The organism is Flectobacillus roseus, assembly GCF_030056595.1.
Classification (GTDB): Bacteria; Bacteroidota; Bacteroidia; order Cytophagales; family Spirosomataceae; genus Flectobacillus; species Flectobacillus roseus.
The window spans coordinates 96,280-113,738 of record NZ_JASHIF010000014.1 but is presented as its reverse complement, the minus strand read 5'-3'; the positions used below and the strand labels follow the sequence as shown (position 1 = coordinate 113,738).

The window sequence follows — 17,459 nt, the reverse complement described above, 5'->3', positions numbered from 1 at the left end:
GATTCAAGAAATTAGAAAAGTTTCCGAAATGAAGTAGGTGATATTCCTGTGTTTTTAGTGAAGAATCTTACAAAATAAGCGTCATCTTCGTAATTTAAACTATAGGCAATTTCCTTTACCGAAAGGGCAGTATGGGCCAACAAACGTTTACTTTCTAAGATTATACGATTTTTGATGATGTCATTTGGGGTATCTTTACTGAGTAGACTTATTTTTTTACTCAAACTTTTGGGAGTAATAGCCAGCATATCGGCATAGTCAGCTACTGTATGGTGGGTTTTGTAATTTTCTTCAACCAATTTGCTAAACTTTCGTAAAAACTGAACATCCGAATACTGTTCGTTTTCAGCCAATTGATGTTGCTGCTTCCAAATGCGTGTCGATTTTATAATAATCAGTTTCAATAAAATTCTGAGCATTTCTTCGGTGCTGGCATCATGCGACTCCATTTCAGATTTTATGTTGGCAATGATATTCCGAATATCCACCGATTGATTTTCATCCAATTCGATAAAAGGCACTTCAAAAACATTATTATACAAAATACCATCGCAAGCCACTTCTTGGTCATGAATTTCGATACAATAAAAGTCTCGGTTGAAATGAATTAGCTCAGCACCAGATGTATCAATATTCAATGGCTGGACTACCACTTTGGGATTTACAAAGAGTAGTGCATCGTGTGGTAAGATAAATTCTTGAAAATCAATTTTAATACCGTAGTTCTGCGGAATAAAGATGACTTTTATGTGGTCTTCGATACGATACACCGACTTGGTGGTGGTGTTGTACACGGCCAAGTCGATGTTACCAAATTGTTTGTAGTTAAATTGCTTAGTCATGTTTTATACAAGTAAGCGATAAAGGTATCAAAAAATTGACACTGAAAGATTTAAAAACTATATTCTTCCACAGTTTCTAAGGCTTTTGTGACAGCATTTTCACCAACATTTGGCACAAAAATACCCTCTAAACGGAAAGTACTAACATCCGTTAAACCCAAAAATCCAAGAACCGTACGCAAATAATTCTCCGTGAAATCATACGCTTTCATCATACCTTCTGAATAAATACCCCCCGACGCTATGGCCAAATAGACTTTTTTGTCCGTTAATAAACCTTGAGGCGTACCTGTGGCATAACTAAATGTTTCATTGGCACGAGCAATTTGGTCTAGCCATGCTTTTAGACTGGCGGGAATACTAAAATTATATAATGGAACCGCAATAACCACAATGTCTGCCTCTTTAATCTGCTTAATTGCGTTTTCAGAAGGTTGAATAACTTCCAGTTGCTTTTGACTACGTGTATCCTTTGGTGTGGAAAATGCTTGGTACATTTCAGCAGTAAGAAAAGGAAGCGGGGTTTCCGATAAATCAAGTGTTTCAACAGTATAGTCAGAATAAGTGTCTTTTAACCTTTCTATGATTGAATTTGATAGCTGATTACTTTTAGAAGCATCGCCGTTGATGCTTGCCTTAATATGAAGTACGTTCTTTTTTGACATTTCTTTAAAATTTATTTTAATGATGCCACAAAGCTATGTACATTTGCTTTCAAAAAGTTACTACTATACATAAGGTAAGTAGTAACCTTTAGGTTAGTAAATGATATAATTATGGAAAATGTAATTAGTACCGAAAAGTGCAGAAACTCCATCAAAGCTTTGGAAGATGCCATGTATGTCATTGGTGGGAAATGGACATTACGAGTAATAATTGCTCTAAAAGATGGGCATACACGCTTTAATGACATTCAAAGAACTATTGATGGTATCTCAGCAAAGGTGCTTTCGGGCGTATTGAAAGACCTAGAAGAAAATGGTTTTGTCAAAAGAAAAGTGGATATTGGTGTGCCTGTGGTAGTAGAATATGAACTGCTATCCTATGCTGAAACATTACAAGAAGTACTCTCAGCATTGGTATCATGGGGCGAAATGCACCGTGAAAAAGTAATTAGAAAGCAGGAAGAATTGGTCTAAAAACCTTACATTGATAAAATAAAAAGAACATATAACCACGTTGTATGTTCTTTTTACTTTTTGCCAAACCTCGAAATTACTCAAGGTCTTATCCCGTAATTTTCAACGACTCAATTAGTCCGTTTTGGAATGTAAAATGATACGACAATATAATTGGACTTCCCGGAAAATTACCTGAGACTTCTGCTTTTAGGACTTCTTCTTTTGCAGAATATTCCACAGGTTTCATCACGGCTTGGTACTCTTCATTAGCTTTTTTAATCCATTGTTGGATTTCTGTTTTCCCATTATGGTTTTTTCCTTCGTCAAAGACAGTGGCATTTTCCGAAAAACAATTGGCGTAAGCCACACTATCGAAATTATTTTGTGCCTTTGTCAAAGCTACAATTACATTTGGTAAGTTCATATTCTTGATTTTTAGATGATTAAATGGTTGGTACTGTGCCACCGTCGATGACAAATTCTGTTCCTGTGAGATAATTGGCTCTTGGCGAAACCAAAAAGCCTACTAATTCGGCAACTTCTTCGGGTTGTGCAGGGCGACCATAAGGAATTCCGCCCAAAGCATCCATGACGCTTTGCTGAGCTTCTTCTAGGGTACTATTAGCATTTCTTGCAATCTCGCCCAACCAAGCTTTCGATGCTGTTGTATTAATCCAGCCAGGCGAAACAGTTAGTACACGAATCCCTTTTGGGGTAACTTCATTTGATAAACTTTTGCTATAATTGATTAATCCTGCTTTTGCAGCTGCATAAGGCAAGGTTGAATCATATAATGGTAGTTTACCCTGAATAGAAGCTATATGAATAATAACACCACTTTTTTTAGCTAACATCTGTGGTAAAAATCCTCTATCTAATCGAACAGGAGCAAGCAAATTAGCTTGTAGGGTTGACACCCAATCGTCATCAGTTAATACAGCAAAACCACCAGCGGGAGTGACTGACGAACCAAGGTTGTTCACTAGAATATCTAGTGTTCCATAAGTCGCCAACACCTCGCTGACTACTTTTTGTGTACCTTCAGTCTTGCTTAAATCAGCAGGAATAAAATGCAAATTGCTGTTTTCTTCTTCGGGAGCATTTCTGGCTGTGACAATGACAGTTGCACCAGCTTGTAAAAGCCTTTCTGCAATGGCTTTCCCTGCCCCTTTTGTACCTCCTGTTACCAAGGCAATCTTCCCCGATAATTCATTATTGAAATTAAAGTGTTGTTCCATTTTTGTTGTTTTTTGTACAAATTTCTGACATACATATACATGAAACAATTACGGAAATACGATTCGTATAGGGTTAAATTATTCCCCTATTGTTCCTTTTGGAACTATAAACTACTTTTGTTTTATGTATGAGAGAAAAATTTTGCCAAACTTAAATTGTGGTCTCGACTTGATTGGAGAGGTGCTTTATGGCAAGTGGAAAATCCGCTTGTTGTGGTTTATCAATGAAGGTCATAAACGCCCAAGCGAACTACAACGCAAGATACCCGATGCAACCCGAAGGGTGTTGAATATTCAGTTGAATGAGTTAGAAGCCCACGATTTAGTGACGAAGAAAATTTACCCTGTTGTGCCACCAAAAGTAGAGTACAGTCTGACTGAATTTGGTAAGTCTTTAATTCCTGTGCTCTCGGTTTTAGGGCAATGGGGCGATGATAACGAAGAAAAACTGCGATCGGTTATTATGAAACGATTAAATGCAGAAAACGAATAAATAACCAACAACACAATACATTTTGTCCTTGTTGAAGTTATCTCCAACGAGACAAGCATCGAAATATTGTTGAATCTGGTTTCTTAACTCATTATTTTGAGGATGGTCAATTGGCGAGTTACTGACATAAAAAAACTCGACAGAAATATTCCATCGAGTTTTAAGTTGCCCTTTCTATAATCTACTTTTTAAAAATCTATAAGTGGTTAAGGTATTGAAAAACATAGCCTCATTAGTAGCTCATAATTCCACCAGACAAATTATACACGTGTTCGAAGCCATTATCGCCCATATACTTACACGCAGACCCACTACGATTACCACTGCGACAGTATACCAAGTATGTTTTGTCTTTAGCTAACTGTGTTATTTTTTGTGAAAAATTCACATCCATCAAATCTATATTAATTGCTTTTGGAATCGAACCTTGTTTAAATTCTAAAGCAGTACGTACGTCAATAATTACAGCATTAGGATTTTCAGAAATCATAGCCTTGAATGCTGATGATGAAATATTTTCGTAGTTTTTCTTAGTTTTAAAAAAATCGAACATGATCTTAGACGTTTAAATATTAATGGTTAAATGATACCTCTTGGCATCTTTAACTATAGACCAAAATTCGGTATAAAGTCACTGCTTTACAGTGATATATGTTACATAAGACTTTTTTATACGAAAAAAATATTCCTACATCCTTCATTTAATTAATTGAATTAAGAATGAGTGATTATTTTAAAGTTTGTATTCTCGCAGTAGAGACGCAATGATTGCGTCTTAAGCCAATTCATATCTAGCATAGTAGCATCTTTGTGATTGAGCGATTGAGTGAATGAGTGATTATTTTAAAATCTGTATTCTCGCAGTAGAGACGCAATGATTGCGTCTCAAGCCAATTCATATCTAGCATAGTAGCATCAAAAAAGCGGTCGGCAATAATTTACCGACCGCTTTTTTGATGAAAATTTGAAGAATAATTCTAATTCGAAAAAATGATATCAACATGCTTGATAACATCAAAATCACTCATTCACCCAATTAGAAATGACATATCAATCTAAAATTAAACATATCTCGGTTAGTAACTTGTTTCGTCTAATTTTACTTTTCCTCTAAAAGTCCAAAATACAAAACCTGTGTATAGTCCCACCAAAGGCACGCCGATGGCGGCAAACGTTAGCATAATTTTGAGAGATTTATCGGTTGACGCTCCATTGTGGATATCTATGTGAAACTGTGGGTCGATTGTGGATAACACAATATTGGGAAATAAACCTACAGCCACCAATGCCATCAACATAGCCGTTACAAAAGCCGAAGAGAAAAAGGCAAAACGATACTTACGCTTCGTAATTTGTCGTGTAATGTTAGCTACAGCCAAAATCGTCAGTACAGGGAAGAAAAACATCATCGGTACTTCCTTAAATCTTTCGACCATGTGTGGCAAATATAACAGCGTGTAAACTGTACTTAAAGCAAACATCAACACAAAAAAGATAGTGGTATTTTTTACCAAAACTGTCAATTTAGCATAAAGACGATTCTCTGTTTTCATCACCAAATAAATAGCCCCGTGCATCATAAATAACGATAATGTAGTAATCGCCATCAAAATAGAAAATGGATTAAAGAAATCTCCAACTGTTCCTCTATAAATAAATTGGTCGTCGATTGGCAAACCTTGAATGATATTTCCAAGTACTAACCCCAAAGATAACGCCAACATAATACTCGAAACGCTGTAGCTCACATCCCATAGCTGACGCCACCAAGCCATTGGTTCTTTGGAGCGAAATTCAATGGAGATTGCACGAAAAATTAATAATACCAAAAACAGCATAAACAACTCATAAAAAGCTGAAAATACCGTTGCATATACTACTGGAAAACCCGCAAACAGCGCCCCTCCTCCTATTACTAGCCACACTTCGTTTCCGTCCCACACAGGTCCGATGGCATTGAGTGCAATACGACGACTTTCTTCTTTTTTGAAAAATAAATGCAGAGCTCCTGCTCCCAAATCAAATCCATCCAAAATGGCATATCCTGTAAATACACCACCCACGACCAAAAACCACCACGTAGGTAAATCGAGTCCAAAGATTATTTCCATGATTTTATCTATTTGTATTAGAGGTTCTTTTTATTGCAAAATTGGATTGTCACGTTTTGAATAATCAGGAATATCGTCCGAATAATCTCCTGAATAATCGTCGGTCGGACCATGTTTGATTTTTTTATTAAGCAAATACACAAACAAGCCAAACAAAAGCATATATACCAAGGTGAACAATACCAGTGAAAATACTACCTGCGAAGCTTTTAAAGATTGAGACAAAGCGTCGGATGTTCTCAACAAACCATATACCACCCAGGGCTGACGACCCACTTCGGCTGAGTACCAGCCTAGCTGATTGGCCAATTGTGGCAATAATACCGACCAAGCAAAAATTTGTAGTAACCAACGTTGTTCAAACAAAGTACCTTTCCACCATAAAAACGACGCTAGCAAAGTCAATGCAATCAATGTCATTCCAATGGCAACCATCAAGTGATATGTCTGAAATACAAAATTGACCGCCTTCGGTTGATCTTCCTTCTTGAAGGCATTTAAGCCTATAACAGGTTTGTTAAAATCTTGATACAGTAAAAAACTTAGCCCTTTCGGAATTTTAAGTCCTGACACTTCCTGCTTTTTGGTATCTACCCAGCCCAGCAAATACATATCCGCTACGGCAGAAGCTTCATAATGCCCTTCGAATGCTGCTAGTTTGGCTGGCTGATTATGCGCCACACCGTCGGCCGATTTATGCCCAGAAAATAGTTGTAAAAGCGAAGCAATTGTAGCCACAACCAGCGCTATCTTAAATCCTTTACGAGCAATTTCGACATGACGATTACGAAGTAAATAATAGGCATTTACGCTCAGCACCAAAAATGAACCTGCCAAAAACGAACCCAACAACACATGAGAAAGACGCTCGACAGAAGATGGATTGAAAACCATTGCCCAAAAATCGGTTATCACTGCACGGGCATAAAGTCCCTTACCTTCGATTCGAAAACCCGCAGGGGTTTGTTGCCATGAGTTGGCGACTACAATCCAAATCGCTGAAAACATCGAACCCATTGCCACCATAACGGTTGAGAAGAAATGTACTCGTCGGCTAACTCGGTTCCATCCAAAAAGTAATATTCCCAAAAAGCCCGATTCGAGGGCAAACGCAAAAATTCCTTCTGCTGCCAAGGCACTTCCAAAAATATCGCCAACATAACGAGAGTAAACAGCCCAGTTGGTACCGAATTCAAATTCCATAACAATACCTGTGGCTACGCCAATACCAAAAATCAAGGCAAAGATTTTAATCCAAAAGCGAGTCATCTGAGCATAGGCTTCTTTGCCTGTGCGCAGATACTGGGCTTCCATGATAACCATCACGATACCAAGACCAATACTAAGAGGGGGATAAATGTAGTGAAACGCCACCGTAAAGGCGAACTGAATGCGGGATAGAAACGCTGTATCCATAACATTGTGGAGTTTAGATTGAGATTGTATTGAGGGAATAGTGGCTAGCGTTTTTCAAGAAAATTATTACTCAAAACTATTTCCCTGAAATCAATTCCCCCTAAAGTTGGGGCAGAAAATGATAAAAAAAAAGATACAGTTAAAGCAACTGTATCTTTTACAATTTTTACCTAAAATCATACTAAAAAAAGGTTGTTAATTAGGGAACAGTGACAGAGGCACAAAGAGACAAAGGGTTCTACTTTATCTGATAACATATCCACTTTGTGCCTCTGTGCCTTATCCCTTTTACACTTTAAGTCCCTATTTTTTCAACGTCGATGGGCATACAAAATCGGTTGTTTTGATACCTGCTTTCTGGATAGCACCGAAGCCTCCGTTAATATCAATGAAGTTTTCGATACCACGTGCTTTCAAAATCGAAGAAGCAATCATCGAGCGATAGCCCCCCGCACAGTGAATATAAAATGGTTTATCTTTAGGAAACTCCGACAAATTTTCGTCGATATAATCTAATGGCAAATTGATAGCTCCATCTACGTGTTCTGCTGAAAACTCGCCAGGACGACGCACATCGATTACCAAAGGAGCCTCCTCTGAAGCTAGTCTTGTCGCAAATTCGGTTGCATCAATCGACTCTACCGTGTCTATTTCTTTACCTGAAGCTTCCCAAGACTCAAAACCGCCATCCAAATAGCCAATCACAAAGTCATATCCTACACGAGCCAAACGAGTGATGGTTTCTTCTTCTTGTCCTTTTTCGGTAATCAATAAAATTTCTTGTTTCAAGTCTGGAATCAATGCGCCAACCCATGGTGCAAACTGTCCATTCAAGCCAATATTGGTTGAGTTTGGTACAAATCCTTTGTTGAAAACTTGTGCATTACGAGTATCTAACAATACGGCACCTGTTTCGTTAGCTGCCGCTTCGAATGCCTCTGGAGACAAAGCTTGTGCCGCACGATTCATGACTACATCGATACTTTCGTAACCCTGTTTGTTCATCATCACGTTTTGAGGGAAGTATTGTGGCGGCTTACTCAAACCATCGGTTACTTCTTTGATAAACTGCTCTTTCGACATATCAGCACGAAGGGCGTAGTTGGTTTGTTTTTGATTGCCTAAAGTGTCGGTTGTTTCTTTACTCATGTTTTTACCACAAGCCGAACCAGCTCCGTGTGCAGGATATACAATCACGTCGTCGGGCAAAGTCATCACTTTATTACGCAATGAATCAAACAAAAATCCAGCAAGGTCATTGATAGTCAAATCAGATTTTTGTGCTAAATCAGGACGACCAACATCTCCGATAAACAAAGTATCACCACTAAAAAGCGCTTTTTCTTGTCCGTTTTCATCAATCAACAAATAACAAGTGGATTCCATCGTATGCCCTGGTGTATGCAATACTTTGATTTTAACCTTTCCTAATTGGAACTCTTCGCCATCTTTTGCCACATGTGCATCAAAGCCCGTCACCGCATTTGGTCCATACACGATAGGTGCACCTGTCTTTTGAGAAAGGTCGATATGTCCCGAAACAAAATCCGCATGAAAGTGGGTTTCGAAAACATATTTGATAGTGGCATTATTACGCTGAGCTTTGTTGATATAAGGCTGTACTTCGCGAAGTGGATCTATTACGGCAGCTTCACCTTCCGACTCAATGTAATATGCTCCTTGCGCTAAACAACCTGTATAAATTTGTTCTATTTTCATGGCTTTAAGATAGTTATGAATATTTTTAAAAGTCTATTTAATCGATTTATGCTTCAAAATTATAAGCTTATAACACAGAATTCTGTGATATATGTTACTTATATCAAAAGTTTTTTTGAAAAAAATGATAAATACTAATATCCGAAGGTAATATTGGACAATTTGCCAGAGCATCGTGATTATGAGATGATGTTATTCGTTAATAGTATATCCGTTATCACAATCAGACATATTACAATGAAGCTGTTTAAACTTTCGTAAACTTGCTTGCGTCAGCAATGAATTTATACTGTTTGAGCGAAGCGAGGTGGAACGCCACTCCGATTATAAATTCTTGAATTTTTTGCGGCCGCCGCTGCGGTTACTTTTTGTATCAAGGCGGGAACGCCTAGTTAAAAAGTAAGACGAAGAATTAATCAATAAAATATGTCTTTTGAAATGTTTAAACAGCTTCAATTTTATATTTCTTATTACTGATAAAAGTAAAAAAGAATGGTCTAAAATTATCAAAGCTGGAAAACATGGTTTAAACATGAGTTCCAGCTTTGATTTTGATGATTGTATTTCCTATTTTTTTGTCTGGTATGGAAAATACTTTTTCAAGTTATTGATTGGTTTTTCGAAAAGAATCCAAGAAAGATAACTAGCTACCAATAAAACAATTAAGCTCGTAAAGTGATTACCGATGGCTGGTAGATGAAATTTTTGCCAAACAAACCAAAACAATAAAGGTACAGTCATGTGATACACATACACACCATAACTGATTTTACCAACAAAAACCATTGGTGCACTCGATAGTGCGGTATTAAGCCAATGGGGTTTCGGACTACAAATCAGCGATAAAATATATGCACTAATACAAGAAATTGCTGTGCGTAAAAATAAAATTTTCACCAAAGTTGCAGTGTTATCTTTCACAAATGATACGTACAAAAGTATGGCTAGTGAAGGTAATATCGTGTATTGCAATAGGCGATGTAATTGATTCTGTACCTGATTGATTCGATACCAAGAGAGCAATCCTCCCCACGCAAAACAATCAATACAAGTAAGAGTAATCAAACCTTGTCCTTGTTGGATATAGATAAAGTAAAATCTGAAAATAATGCCCAAAATTACGGTTGCCCAAAGCAAGGTAATCGTATGTTTTTTAGGTATTAAGAGCACAACAAATGCCCATACCAAATAAAATTGTTCCTCCACCGCCAACGACCAATAGGGCGAAAAGGCATCTGCCCAAAAACCTGTTTTTTCCAGCAAATGATTGTATGTATAAAGAATATAGTACCAAGGGTGCTGATACAAATCAGTCGTAAAAGGAATATGTAGTTTAGGCAATGCAAAACCAACCGCTAACGTCAGATAATAAATCGGGAAAATGCGCAGGGCTCTTCTTATCATAAAATTTTTATAGACCTGCACAGCATCACCCAAAGACTCTGTTTTGTTTTTGATAAGAATATCCGTAATTAAAAAACCACTCAAGACAAAAAAGAGCGTTACCCCTATCGTACCATTAGGAAGGGTATTGACCCAATGGTTGGTTGGCAACCAATGAAATATTAACACTAAACCAATAGCGATGGTACGAATACCGTCTAGCTGTGGAAGATAGTTGTGTTGAGGTTTTGAAGACATACAGATAAACGACCCATCTTTAGCAAAGACAATAACAAACAGGTTATCAGCGATTTACTAGGATATTTAAAAGGGTAAAATAAAGATTATGATCTATTTATTTCAAGAAGCAATTCTTGAAGTTGAAGTTTCGAAGATAACAAAATTGTCAGAACTTTAGTGAAGAATGTTTTAAAATTCCCTAGAAAACCATTCCTGAGTTTTATTTAACGATTTAGTGATTGAGCGGATGAGTGATTATGTTAAAATTTGTATTCTATTAGTAGAGACGCAATGATTGCGTCTTGAGCTGAGTAAAATCTAGCATGGTAGTATCAAAAAAGGCGGTTGAAAAACTAATTTCAACCGCCTTTTTTGATAAAAGTTGGAAGTAATCCCAAATGTCAACATTCGGGATTACCTCCTTTTTATGCTAGAAAGAATTCTTATTTCTTAGCACCTTGTACCGCACCTGCTGCTTGTTTTTGCTGTTGCATTGGGTTTGGCATAGAAGGACGCTGTCCTTTGAACACTTGGAAACGAGTTGGTTGCTCTGGTTCACGAGGGAATGCGTTGTCTTCTGTGTTGATATCGGCAATCTCATAGAATGGGTCAAGTACCCATTTTGCTACCTTTTTATCAGTAGGGATTACTTTCTTCACATCTTTGTCGTTCAAACGCCAAATTTCTGCTGGAATACGAACCACTTCGTCAGTACCATCTTCGAATACCATTTTGATAATCACTGGCATTGGCAAACCTCCTTTGTTTTTCAAGTTAACTACATAGAAGTTTTTGTTGCCGTTCATCAATTGTTTCTCTTCGTCAGAAAGACCTGCTGTTGCTTGCTCAAAACGTTTTTTATCTGCTTCAGAAGTTGCATAACGATCATAGCTGTTATAGAAATCACGCATATCTGGATTTGCCTCTACTACTGTTTGAGAAATATCTTTTTTGTTACGGATATTACTCATTGTCTGACGTTTTGCTTCAGCTTCTGTTTTTGCTTTCGCATTCTTTTGTTCAGGAGATTGGTTGTCGATACCAAACCATTCAACTGTTTCGATAGATTGGTCTACTGGCTCAACACCGTAGAACCATCCACGCCAGAACCAGTCCAAATCAACACCTGAAGCATCTTCCATGGTACGGAAGAAATCAGCAGGATATGGTTGTTTGAAAGCCCAACGACGAGCGTATTCTTTGAATGCCGCATCGAACAATTCACGACCCATAACCGTTTCGCGCAAGATATTCAAAGCTGTTGCAGGTTTTGCATACGCGTTTGGACCAAATGCCATGATATTATCAGAACCACTCATGATAGGTACTTGTTGAGTAGGGTCAGTTTTCATGTAAGGTACAATATACTGAGGCTCGCCACGACGAGAAGGGAAATCTCTATCCCACTCTTGCTCAGCCAAATACTGACAGAAAGTATTCAAACCTTCGTCCATCCAAGACCACTGACGTTCGTCAGAGTTGATAATCATTGGGAAGAAGTTATGACCTACTTCGTGAATAATTACACCAATCATACCAGCCTTCGTAGCTTCAGAATAAGTACCATCTGGCTCAGGACGACCACCATTGAATGAAATCATTGGATATTCCATACCACCACCCGAAGTAGCATGACAAGAATATGCTACAGGATAAGGATAAGCCACCGAATGTTTCGAGTATGAACGCAATGTATGTGCTACTACCATTGTTGAGTATTGTCCCCAAAGTGGATTACCTTCTTTTGGATACAAGGACATAGCCCAAACTTTTTTACCTTCTACGTCTACTTGCATAGCATCCCAGATAAATTTACGTGAACTAGCAAAAGCAAAGTCACGAACGTTATCAGCCTTGTAAACCCATGTTTTCTTACCAGTTGGTTTACCCTTTTCAGCAGCTTCTGCCTCCTCTTGAGAAACGATTAATACTGGACGAGTAGCAGTTTTTGCTTTCTCCATACGCTTCAATTGTTCAGCTGACAATACTTGAGTTGGGTTTTGCAATTCACCAGAAGCACCAACCACATGGTCGTTTGGCGCGGTAATGGCTACTTTGTAGTTACCAAAGTTCAAGGTAAATTCTCCTTGACCTAAGAATTGCTTGTGTTGCCAACCATATACGTCATTGTACACAGCCATACGAGGGAACCAGTGAGCAATGAAATAGTTACAGTTACCATCTTTTGCAAAATATTCATAACCCGAACGACCATAGTACTCAGTAATCAAGTAGTTCCAGTCGATTGAGAAAGAAACACTTGCACCTGATTTTAATGGGGTAGGCAAATCAATACGCATCATCGTGTTGTTGATGGTATAAGGTAAATTACCACCTTTAGCATCACGCACTGATGTAATGTTATAACCGTACTTTTTAGGATCAGTCAAATTTTTGAATTGAGCTGTACTAGCTTGCGGACCCAAGCCACCCGTTTTGGTAGTATTACCGATGGCATCTTCCTTAAAAAGGTTTTGATCTAATTGCAACCAAAGGTAACGAAGCTCGTCAGGAGAGTTATTGAAATACGTGATAGTTTCAGAACCAGTGATTTTACGTTGAATATCATCTAGTTCTACTTTGATGTCATAATCAGCACGTTGTTGGAAATAGTCCTTGCCAGGCGCACCCGATGCAGTACGATACGAGTTTGGCGTAGGCAAGTCGGTGCCTAGTTGTTCAAAACGCTTGTTGCCGTTATAAGGGTTGGCAGTTTGCTGTGCCAAAGCCCCTAAATTAGAGAAAGCAACCAAGCCAGAAAAAATCAACAGTATTTTTTTCATGGTCGATTTGTTGGTGAAAAATGTTTTTGACGAAATTAAGAAAAAAACAGTTTTAAGCAGTTGGTTTTTGTATGCTATTTGGCAGGTAAAGTAAGGAGTTGAGCGAATTGAGTAGATTTCTGGTACGCTTCTAAACTATAACGTGCCGTTTTTGTAGGCTTTGAAAAAAGCAAGGGCAACTTCTTGTTCATTTTTTGGTAGACTTGAAATGGCAAGCTTATGAAAATTGTCTGCACTCTCCATGACGAACCATCTTAGTAAGGTAAACGTCCTTTTCTCGTCTGTTTTATGACTATCCAATTCTTGAAATAATTCTTTCATTTCTTCTCTAAACGTTTCTTTGGGTATGCTCCCCTTTGAAAGCTTTGCAAATAGCTTTTTGATTTTAGTATTCACATAATCATTTATGTAGTTTAACCTATTTAACAAAAGAGGTTGTCGATTAAGATTACAAATACTAATAGTCTTATCCCCTCTACCTCCTATTCCATCAATCCCTATCATGGAAACGCCATTCTTATTAGCATCAATCTCAAATGCCAAAAAATCTTTCGGCTCATCTATTTCTGGATGAAGTAAAAAAGGGGCTTCTTTTGAGTTGAGATAGGTAGCTTTTATTTTTACAGAGTCAATCTGCTGGTTAGTAAGACAATCATCATAAGTCAGGTGTTTGTTACTTACAGGAAATTGGTCAGCTTTACCTCCTCCAATTTTATTACATTCATGGCAAGTGGGCAGTAAGTTGGTCCATTCATAGCATAGCCAAAAATACCCGCTGTGTTTTGCCTTTTGTACTCTACCCTTCGGGCGGTAATGTTCTATGTATATTAAAGTTCGTTCTTCACAATAAGCACATTTCCCATGATATATTTTAGCTAACTTTTCTACAACTTCATCTCCTTTGCTTCCATTTGCTTTAAGATATTTCCCTCTATAAATATCAGATTTTATCAAGTCGTTATTTCTTGTATCAATAATATTTTGTAAACTGTCTATAGCCTCTTGACTAACTAATGATGCAGGTATATTCTTTAAGTCTTTAACTACTTTCCGCATAATTATTTTTCTTTTAATAGGTCTAACAACTCTTGCTTTTTATCATCTGTCAAAAATTCATCTATTTGCTTATCTAACTGGTCATGAAACAAAACTTCTTTGTAGGTCTCCTCCGTCCTTACCATTTTTTCATTGCTTTTACTGTCAGGTATTAAGTCTTGAAAACCAAAAATTGGTGAACTTAAAATAGTATTTGGAGTAAGTACACTAAAATCTATATCCAATAATTTGGCTTGAATACCTTCTTCCTTAGTACGGGTGACATTGATGATAACCGAATTGGCAGGTGCACCCAACAAAGGAATAGGACTATGTGTAGAAACAATAAATTGAATTTTGGGAAATAATTCTGTTAGTTTTTCTACAAACAATTTTTGATATTTTGGATGAAGATGTAATTCAAATTCATCGATCATTACTATGCCTTCTAAATCTTTGTTGTCTTCAACATCTTGCTTTAAAGAGAATCTGTAAACCATATCTCCAACCACAGCAATAATATTTTTATATCCTGCTGCAAGTTCTTCAAATGTTACACCGTCATATATGCTATTTTCAACATCTTTTTCAAAGTATTTTACCGTAGAGGCTTTAATTATTTCATCAAACTCAACTATTATTTTATCCAGATTTGGCAATAAACATTTGAATAGCTCTTCAAGTTTTTGAAACCCTTTTTTATAGTTTAGATACCAATCTTTAAGACGTTCTTCTATATTTATTAATAATACATCATTAGAAAATAAAGAATGATTTTTATTTGAAAATCCAAAAACATCTCTTAAATGTATTGGCATTTTATCAGACACTCTCAATCTTGATGAACCATAACCTATCATTGAATAAATAAGAGGTTCATATTCGTATCTATCAATAAGATATTCTTTAAGTCTTCTTGGAGGGGTAATATAGATTTCATCTTTGTGATGTAAAAAGTGTAAATATGAATCCTTAGTTGACATAAAAGTGTTCGTGTATTCTACAAACGCCTGCAAAATAGAAGTTTTACCAATACCATTTTCACCTGTCAAAAAAATCCATTGTGTATCCGATGGGATATTTTCAACTTTGGTGTCTATGATACCTTTGTAATTTTTTATATGAAAGGATTTTAGTGCTATTGGAGGCATATCAGTCAGTTGTTTATCTGTTATAAACGACAAAATTTATCTTTTTACTATACACAAATGTAATCATAAAAACCGCTAATCGCCATAAGTCTATACAAAACAAAAAAGCCCAATACACTGGTGGTATTGAGCTTTTTTGTTTTTGGATAAGCTTATAAATTACCCATTCTCATTTGCTTCACGGCGTAGTCGGCTGCACGAGCTGTCATTGCCATATAAGTCAAAGATGGGTTTTGTGTTGAGGTTGATGTCATCGACGCGCCATCGGTTACAAATACGTTTTTACACGCGTGCATTTGGTTCCATTTGTTGAGTATCGATGTTTTGGGGTCTTTGCCCATTCGAGCTCCACCCATTTCGTGAATATCCAAACCAGCAGCCTGTTTTGAATCGTAGGTCTTGATATTTTTAAAACCTGCTTTCTCAAACATATCTGTCATTTGTTGCAAGTAATCTTTGACCATCTTTTCGTCATTATCATCATAACCTACAGCAATACGCAATTGCGGAATGCCATAAGGGTCTTTCAAAGCTTTGTCGAGAGCTACATAGTTGGATTCTTTCGGGATAGTCTCGCCCATCATGTGCGAACCTACACTCCACGCCCCACGTGTTACCTTTCCAAGATTTACTTTCAAATCTTCTCCGATACCTTCGCTACTGTTATACTCGATACGACGACCATCAAACCCTGCGGCATATCCACGTAAGAAGTCTGTTTCTTGCTTATACACATTACGGAAACGAGGTATATAACCACTGTTCGGGCGACGACCATCGGTTGTTGAATCCAATAACCCATCATACTCGCCTGACACACGTGCACGGTAGTTGTGGAAAGCCACGTATTTACCCAATACTCCACTGTCGTTACCCAAACCATTTTGGAAACGATTTGAAGTAGAATTCAACAAAATCAAATTGGTATTCAAAGCCGCTGCGTTGACAAAAATGATTTTAGCATAAAACTCAATCATTTCTTTGGTATTGGCATCTATAACTCTTACGCCTGTTGCTTTTCCCTTTTTCTCATCATAAATAATCGAGTGAACTACCGAGTCAGGGCGAAGAGTCATTTTCCCTGTTTTCATTGCCCAAGGAATTGTTGAAGCATTACTACTAAAATATCCTCCAAATGGACAACCTCTTTCACAAATCGTACGATGCTGACACTGCGCACGACCTTGTTGTAAGTGAATTGGTTGTGCTTTGGTAATATGCGCCGCACGACCAATAATGATATGACGGTCTTTGTAGTTTTTGGAAACTTGTTCCTTGAAATACTTTTCAACACAATTCAAATCGTGAGGGGGCAAAAACTCACCATCTGGAAGTGTATCCAAACCATCTTTGTTACCTGTAATACCTGCAAATTTTTCGACATAACTATACCAAGGAGCCAAGTCATTATAACGAATTGGCCAATCTACCGCAAAGCCATCACGTGCAGGCCCTTCAAAGTCAAAATTACTCCAGCGTTGCGTTTGGCGTGCCCATAGTAACGATTTTCCACCTACTTGATAGCCTCTAATCCAATCAAAAGGCTTTTCTTGTACGTAAGGATGTTCTTTATCTTTGGCAAAAAACTGCGTTGTACCTTCGTAAAAAGCATAACATTTACTTACAATAGGATTTTCTTGTTTGACCTCATAAGGTAATTGCCCTCTGTGTTCAAATTCCCAAGGCTGTAACATCGTGGTCGGATAATCTACCACATGACGTACATCACGCCCGCGTTCGAGCACCAAGGTACGTAAGCCTTTTCCTGTAAGTTCTTTGGCTGCCCAGCCACCGCTAATACCTGAGCCAATCACAATGGCATCATAGGTTCTATTTTTTGTGCTATCTATATTAAAATTACTCATGAAATCAATGATTATTTGAAGAGCTGTCGAAGTTCGGTTTACAGCGTTGTTGCTAAAAAGCA

15 protein-coding genes are annotated in these 17,459 nt (G+C 37.5%); 2 read left to right on the top strand and 13 right to left on the bottom strand.

The genetic code is table 11. The features are described from left to right. Positions 1–11: 11 nt before the first annotated feature. Both QM524_RS16890 and QM524_RS16885 read right to left on the bottom strand, forming a co-directional pair. On the bottom strand, positions 12–842 hold the full coding sequence (locus QM524_RS16890) for a helix-turn-helix domain-containing protein (protein ID WP_283345467.1): 831 nt from the start codon (positions 840–842) through the stop codon (positions 12–14). A 50-nt stretch (positions 843–892) separates the two neighbouring features. Then, on the bottom strand, positions 893–1,507 hold the full coding sequence (locus QM524_RS16885) for an FMN-dependent NADH-azoreductase (protein ID WP_283345466.1): 615 nt from the start codon (positions 1,505–1,507) through the stop codon (positions 893–895). Positions 1,508–1,618: 111 nt separating this feature from the next. Between QM524_RS16885 and QM524_RS16880 the strand changes: the two genes are divergently transcribed. Continuing rightward, a complete protein-coding gene (locus QM524_RS16880) occupies positions 1,619–1,981 on the top strand; it encodes a winged helix-turn-helix transcriptional regulator (RefSeq protein ID WP_283345465.1) in 363 nt (120 codons plus the stop codon). A gap of 88 nt (positions 1,982–2,069) precedes the next feature. Here the strand turns inward: QM524_RS16880 and QM524_RS16875 are convergent, their stop codons facing one another. Together QM524_RS16875 and QM524_RS16870 are read right to left on the bottom strand one after the other, a co-directional pair. Next, a complete protein-coding gene (locus QM524_RS16875) occupies positions 2,070–2,387 on the bottom strand; it encodes a nuclear transport factor 2 family protein (protein ID WP_166578360.1) in 318 nt (105 codons plus the stop codon). 19 nt (positions 2,388–2,406) lie between these two features. Further along, positions 2,407–3,201 carry an SDR family oxidoreductase gene (locus QM524_RS16870; RefSeq protein WP_283345464.1) on the bottom strand — a complete coding sequence of 265 codons (795 nt, stop codon included), beginning with the start codon at positions 3,199–3,201 and terminating at the stop codon, positions 2,407–2,409. A gap of 124 nt (positions 3,202–3,325) precedes the next feature. Here QM524_RS16870 and QM524_RS16865 point away from each other — a divergent pair, with 124 nt between their 5' ends. Continuing rightward, complete coding sequence (locus tag QM524_RS16865) at positions 3,326–3,694, top strand: winged helix-turn-helix transcriptional regulator (RefSeq protein ID WP_166549839.1); 369 nt, start codon at positions 3,326–3,328, stop codon at positions 3,692–3,694. A 232-nt stretch (positions 3,695–3,926) separates the two neighbouring features. On the opposite strand, the gene QM524_RS16860 is transcribed toward QM524_RS16865, so the two are convergent. From QM524_RS16860 to QM524_RS16820, 9 genes are all read right to left on the bottom strand, one after another. Next, the gene (locus QM524_RS16860) at positions 3,927–4,247 is read right to left on the bottom strand and encodes a rhodanese-like domain-containing protein (protein ID WP_283345463.1); all 321 of its coding nucleotides are present in this window, start codon (positions 4,245–4,247) and stop codon (positions 3,927–3,929) included. A 523-nt stretch (positions 4,248–4,770) separates the two neighbouring features. Then, entirely contained in the window at positions 4,771–5,805 is a 1,035-nt protein-coding gene (gene cydB, locus QM524_RS16855) for a cytochrome d ubiquinol oxidase subunit II (protein WP_283345462.1), read from the bottom strand. A 30-nt stretch (positions 5,806–5,835) separates the two neighbouring features. Then, positions 5,836–7,221 (bottom strand): cytochrome ubiquinol oxidase subunit I, encoded by a 1,386-nt coding sequence (locus QM524_RS16850; protein ID WP_283345461.1) that lies wholly within the window; start codon positions 7,219–7,221, stop codon positions 5,836–5,838. Between the two features lie 303 nt (positions 7,222–7,524). Beyond that, positions 7,525–8,940: an MBL fold metallo-hydrolase gene (locus QM524_RS16845; protein ID WP_283345460.1), complete on the bottom strand. Its 1,416-nt coding sequence runs from the start codon at positions 8,938–8,940 to the stop codon at positions 7,525–7,527. 567 nt (positions 8,941–9,507) lie between these two features. Next, positions 9,508–10,581 (bottom strand): acyltransferase family protein, encoded by a 1,074-nt coding sequence (locus QM524_RS16840; RefSeq protein WP_283345459.1) that lies wholly within the window; start codon positions 10,579–10,581, stop codon positions 9,508–9,510. 425 nt (positions 10,582–11,006) lie between these two features. Next, positions 11,007–13,346 carry a M1 family metallopeptidase gene (locus QM524_RS16835; RefSeq protein WP_166578366.1) on the bottom strand — a complete coding sequence of 780 codons (2,340 nt, stop codon included), beginning with the start codon at positions 13,344–13,346 and terminating at the stop codon, positions 11,007–11,009. A 135-nt stretch (positions 13,347–13,481) separates the two neighbouring features. Then, a complete protein-coding gene (locus tag QM524_RS16830; RefSeq protein ID WP_283345458.1) occupies positions 13,482–14,402 on the bottom strand; it encodes an HNH endonuclease family protein in 921 nt (306 codons plus the stop codon). A gap of 2 nt (positions 14,403–14,404) precedes the next feature. Then, positions 14,405–15,532: an AAA family ATPase gene (locus QM524_RS16825; protein WP_283345457.1), complete on the bottom strand. Its 1,128-nt coding sequence runs from the start codon at positions 15,530–15,532 to the stop codon at positions 14,405–14,407. Positions 15,533–15,684: 152 nt separating this feature from the next. Continuing rightward, positions 15,685–17,397 carry a GMC oxidoreductase gene (locus tag QM524_RS16820; RefSeq protein WP_283345456.1) on the bottom strand — a complete coding sequence of 571 codons (1,713 nt, stop codon included), beginning with the start codon at positions 17,395–17,397 and terminating at the stop codon, positions 15,685–15,687. Between the last annotated feature and the right edge of the window lie 62 nt (positions 17,398–17,459).

What these genes read in the sequence shown, in the direction of transcription:
- QM524_RS16890 (WP_283345467.1), bottom strand. Translation starts at nt 842, where the DNA reads ATGACTAAGCAATTTAACTACAAACAATTTGGTAACATCGACTTGGCC.
- QM524_RS16885 (WP_283345466.1), bottom strand. Translation starts at nt 1,507, where the DNA reads ATGTCAAAAAAGAACGTACTTCATATTAAGGCAAGCATCAACGGCGAT.
- QM524_RS16880 (WP_283345465.1), top strand. Translation starts at nt 1,619, where the DNA reads ATGGAAAATGTAATTAGTACCGAAAAGTGCAGAAACTCCATCAAAGCT.
- QM524_RS16875 (WP_166578360.1), bottom strand. Translation starts at nt 2,387, where the DNA reads ATGAACTTACCAAATGTAATTGTAGCTTTGACAAAGGCACAAAATAAT.
- QM524_RS16870 (WP_283345464.1), bottom strand. Translation starts at nt 3,201, where the DNA reads ATGGAACAACACTTTAATTTCAATAATGAATTATCGGGGAAGATTGCC.
- QM524_RS16865 (WP_166549839.1), top strand. Translation starts at nt 3,326, where the DNA reads ATGTATGAGAGAAAAATTTTGCCAAACTTAAATTGTGGTCTCGACTTG.
- QM524_RS16860 (WP_283345463.1), bottom strand. Translation starts at nt 4,247, where the DNA reads ATGTTCGATTTTTTTAAAACTAAGAAAAACTACGAAAATATTTCATCA.
- cydB (WP_283345462.1), bottom strand. Translation starts at nt 5,805, where the DNA reads ATGGAAATAATCTTTGGACTCGATTTACCTACGTGGTGGTTTTTGGTC.
- QM524_RS16850 (WP_283345461.1), bottom strand. Translation starts at nt 7,221, where the DNA reads ATGGATACAGCGTTTCTATCCCGCATTCAGTTCGCCTTTACGGTGGCG.
- QM524_RS16845 (WP_283345460.1), bottom strand. Translation starts at nt 8,940, where the DNA reads ATGAAAATAGAACAAATTTATACAGGTTGTTTAGCGCAAGGAGCATAT.
- QM524_RS16840 (WP_283345459.1), bottom strand. Translation starts at nt 10,581, where the DNA reads ATGTCTTCAAAACCTCAACACAACTATCTTCCACAGCTAGACGGTATT.
- QM524_RS16835 (WP_166578366.1), bottom strand. Translation starts at nt 13,346, where the DNA reads ATGAAAAAAATACTGTTGATTTTTTCTGGCTTGGTTGCTTTCTCTAAT.
- QM524_RS16830 (WP_283345458.1), bottom strand. Translation starts at nt 14,402, where the DNA reads ATGCGGAAAGTAGTTAAAGACTTAAAGAATATACCTGCATCATTAGTT.
- QM524_RS16825 (WP_283345457.1), bottom strand. Translation starts at nt 15,532, where the DNA reads ATGCCTCCAATAGCACTAAAATCCTTTCATATAAAAAATTACAAAGGT.
- QM524_RS16820 (WP_283345456.1), bottom strand. Translation starts at nt 17,397, where the DNA reads ATGAGTAATTTTAATATAGATAGCACAAAAAATAGAACCTATGATGCC.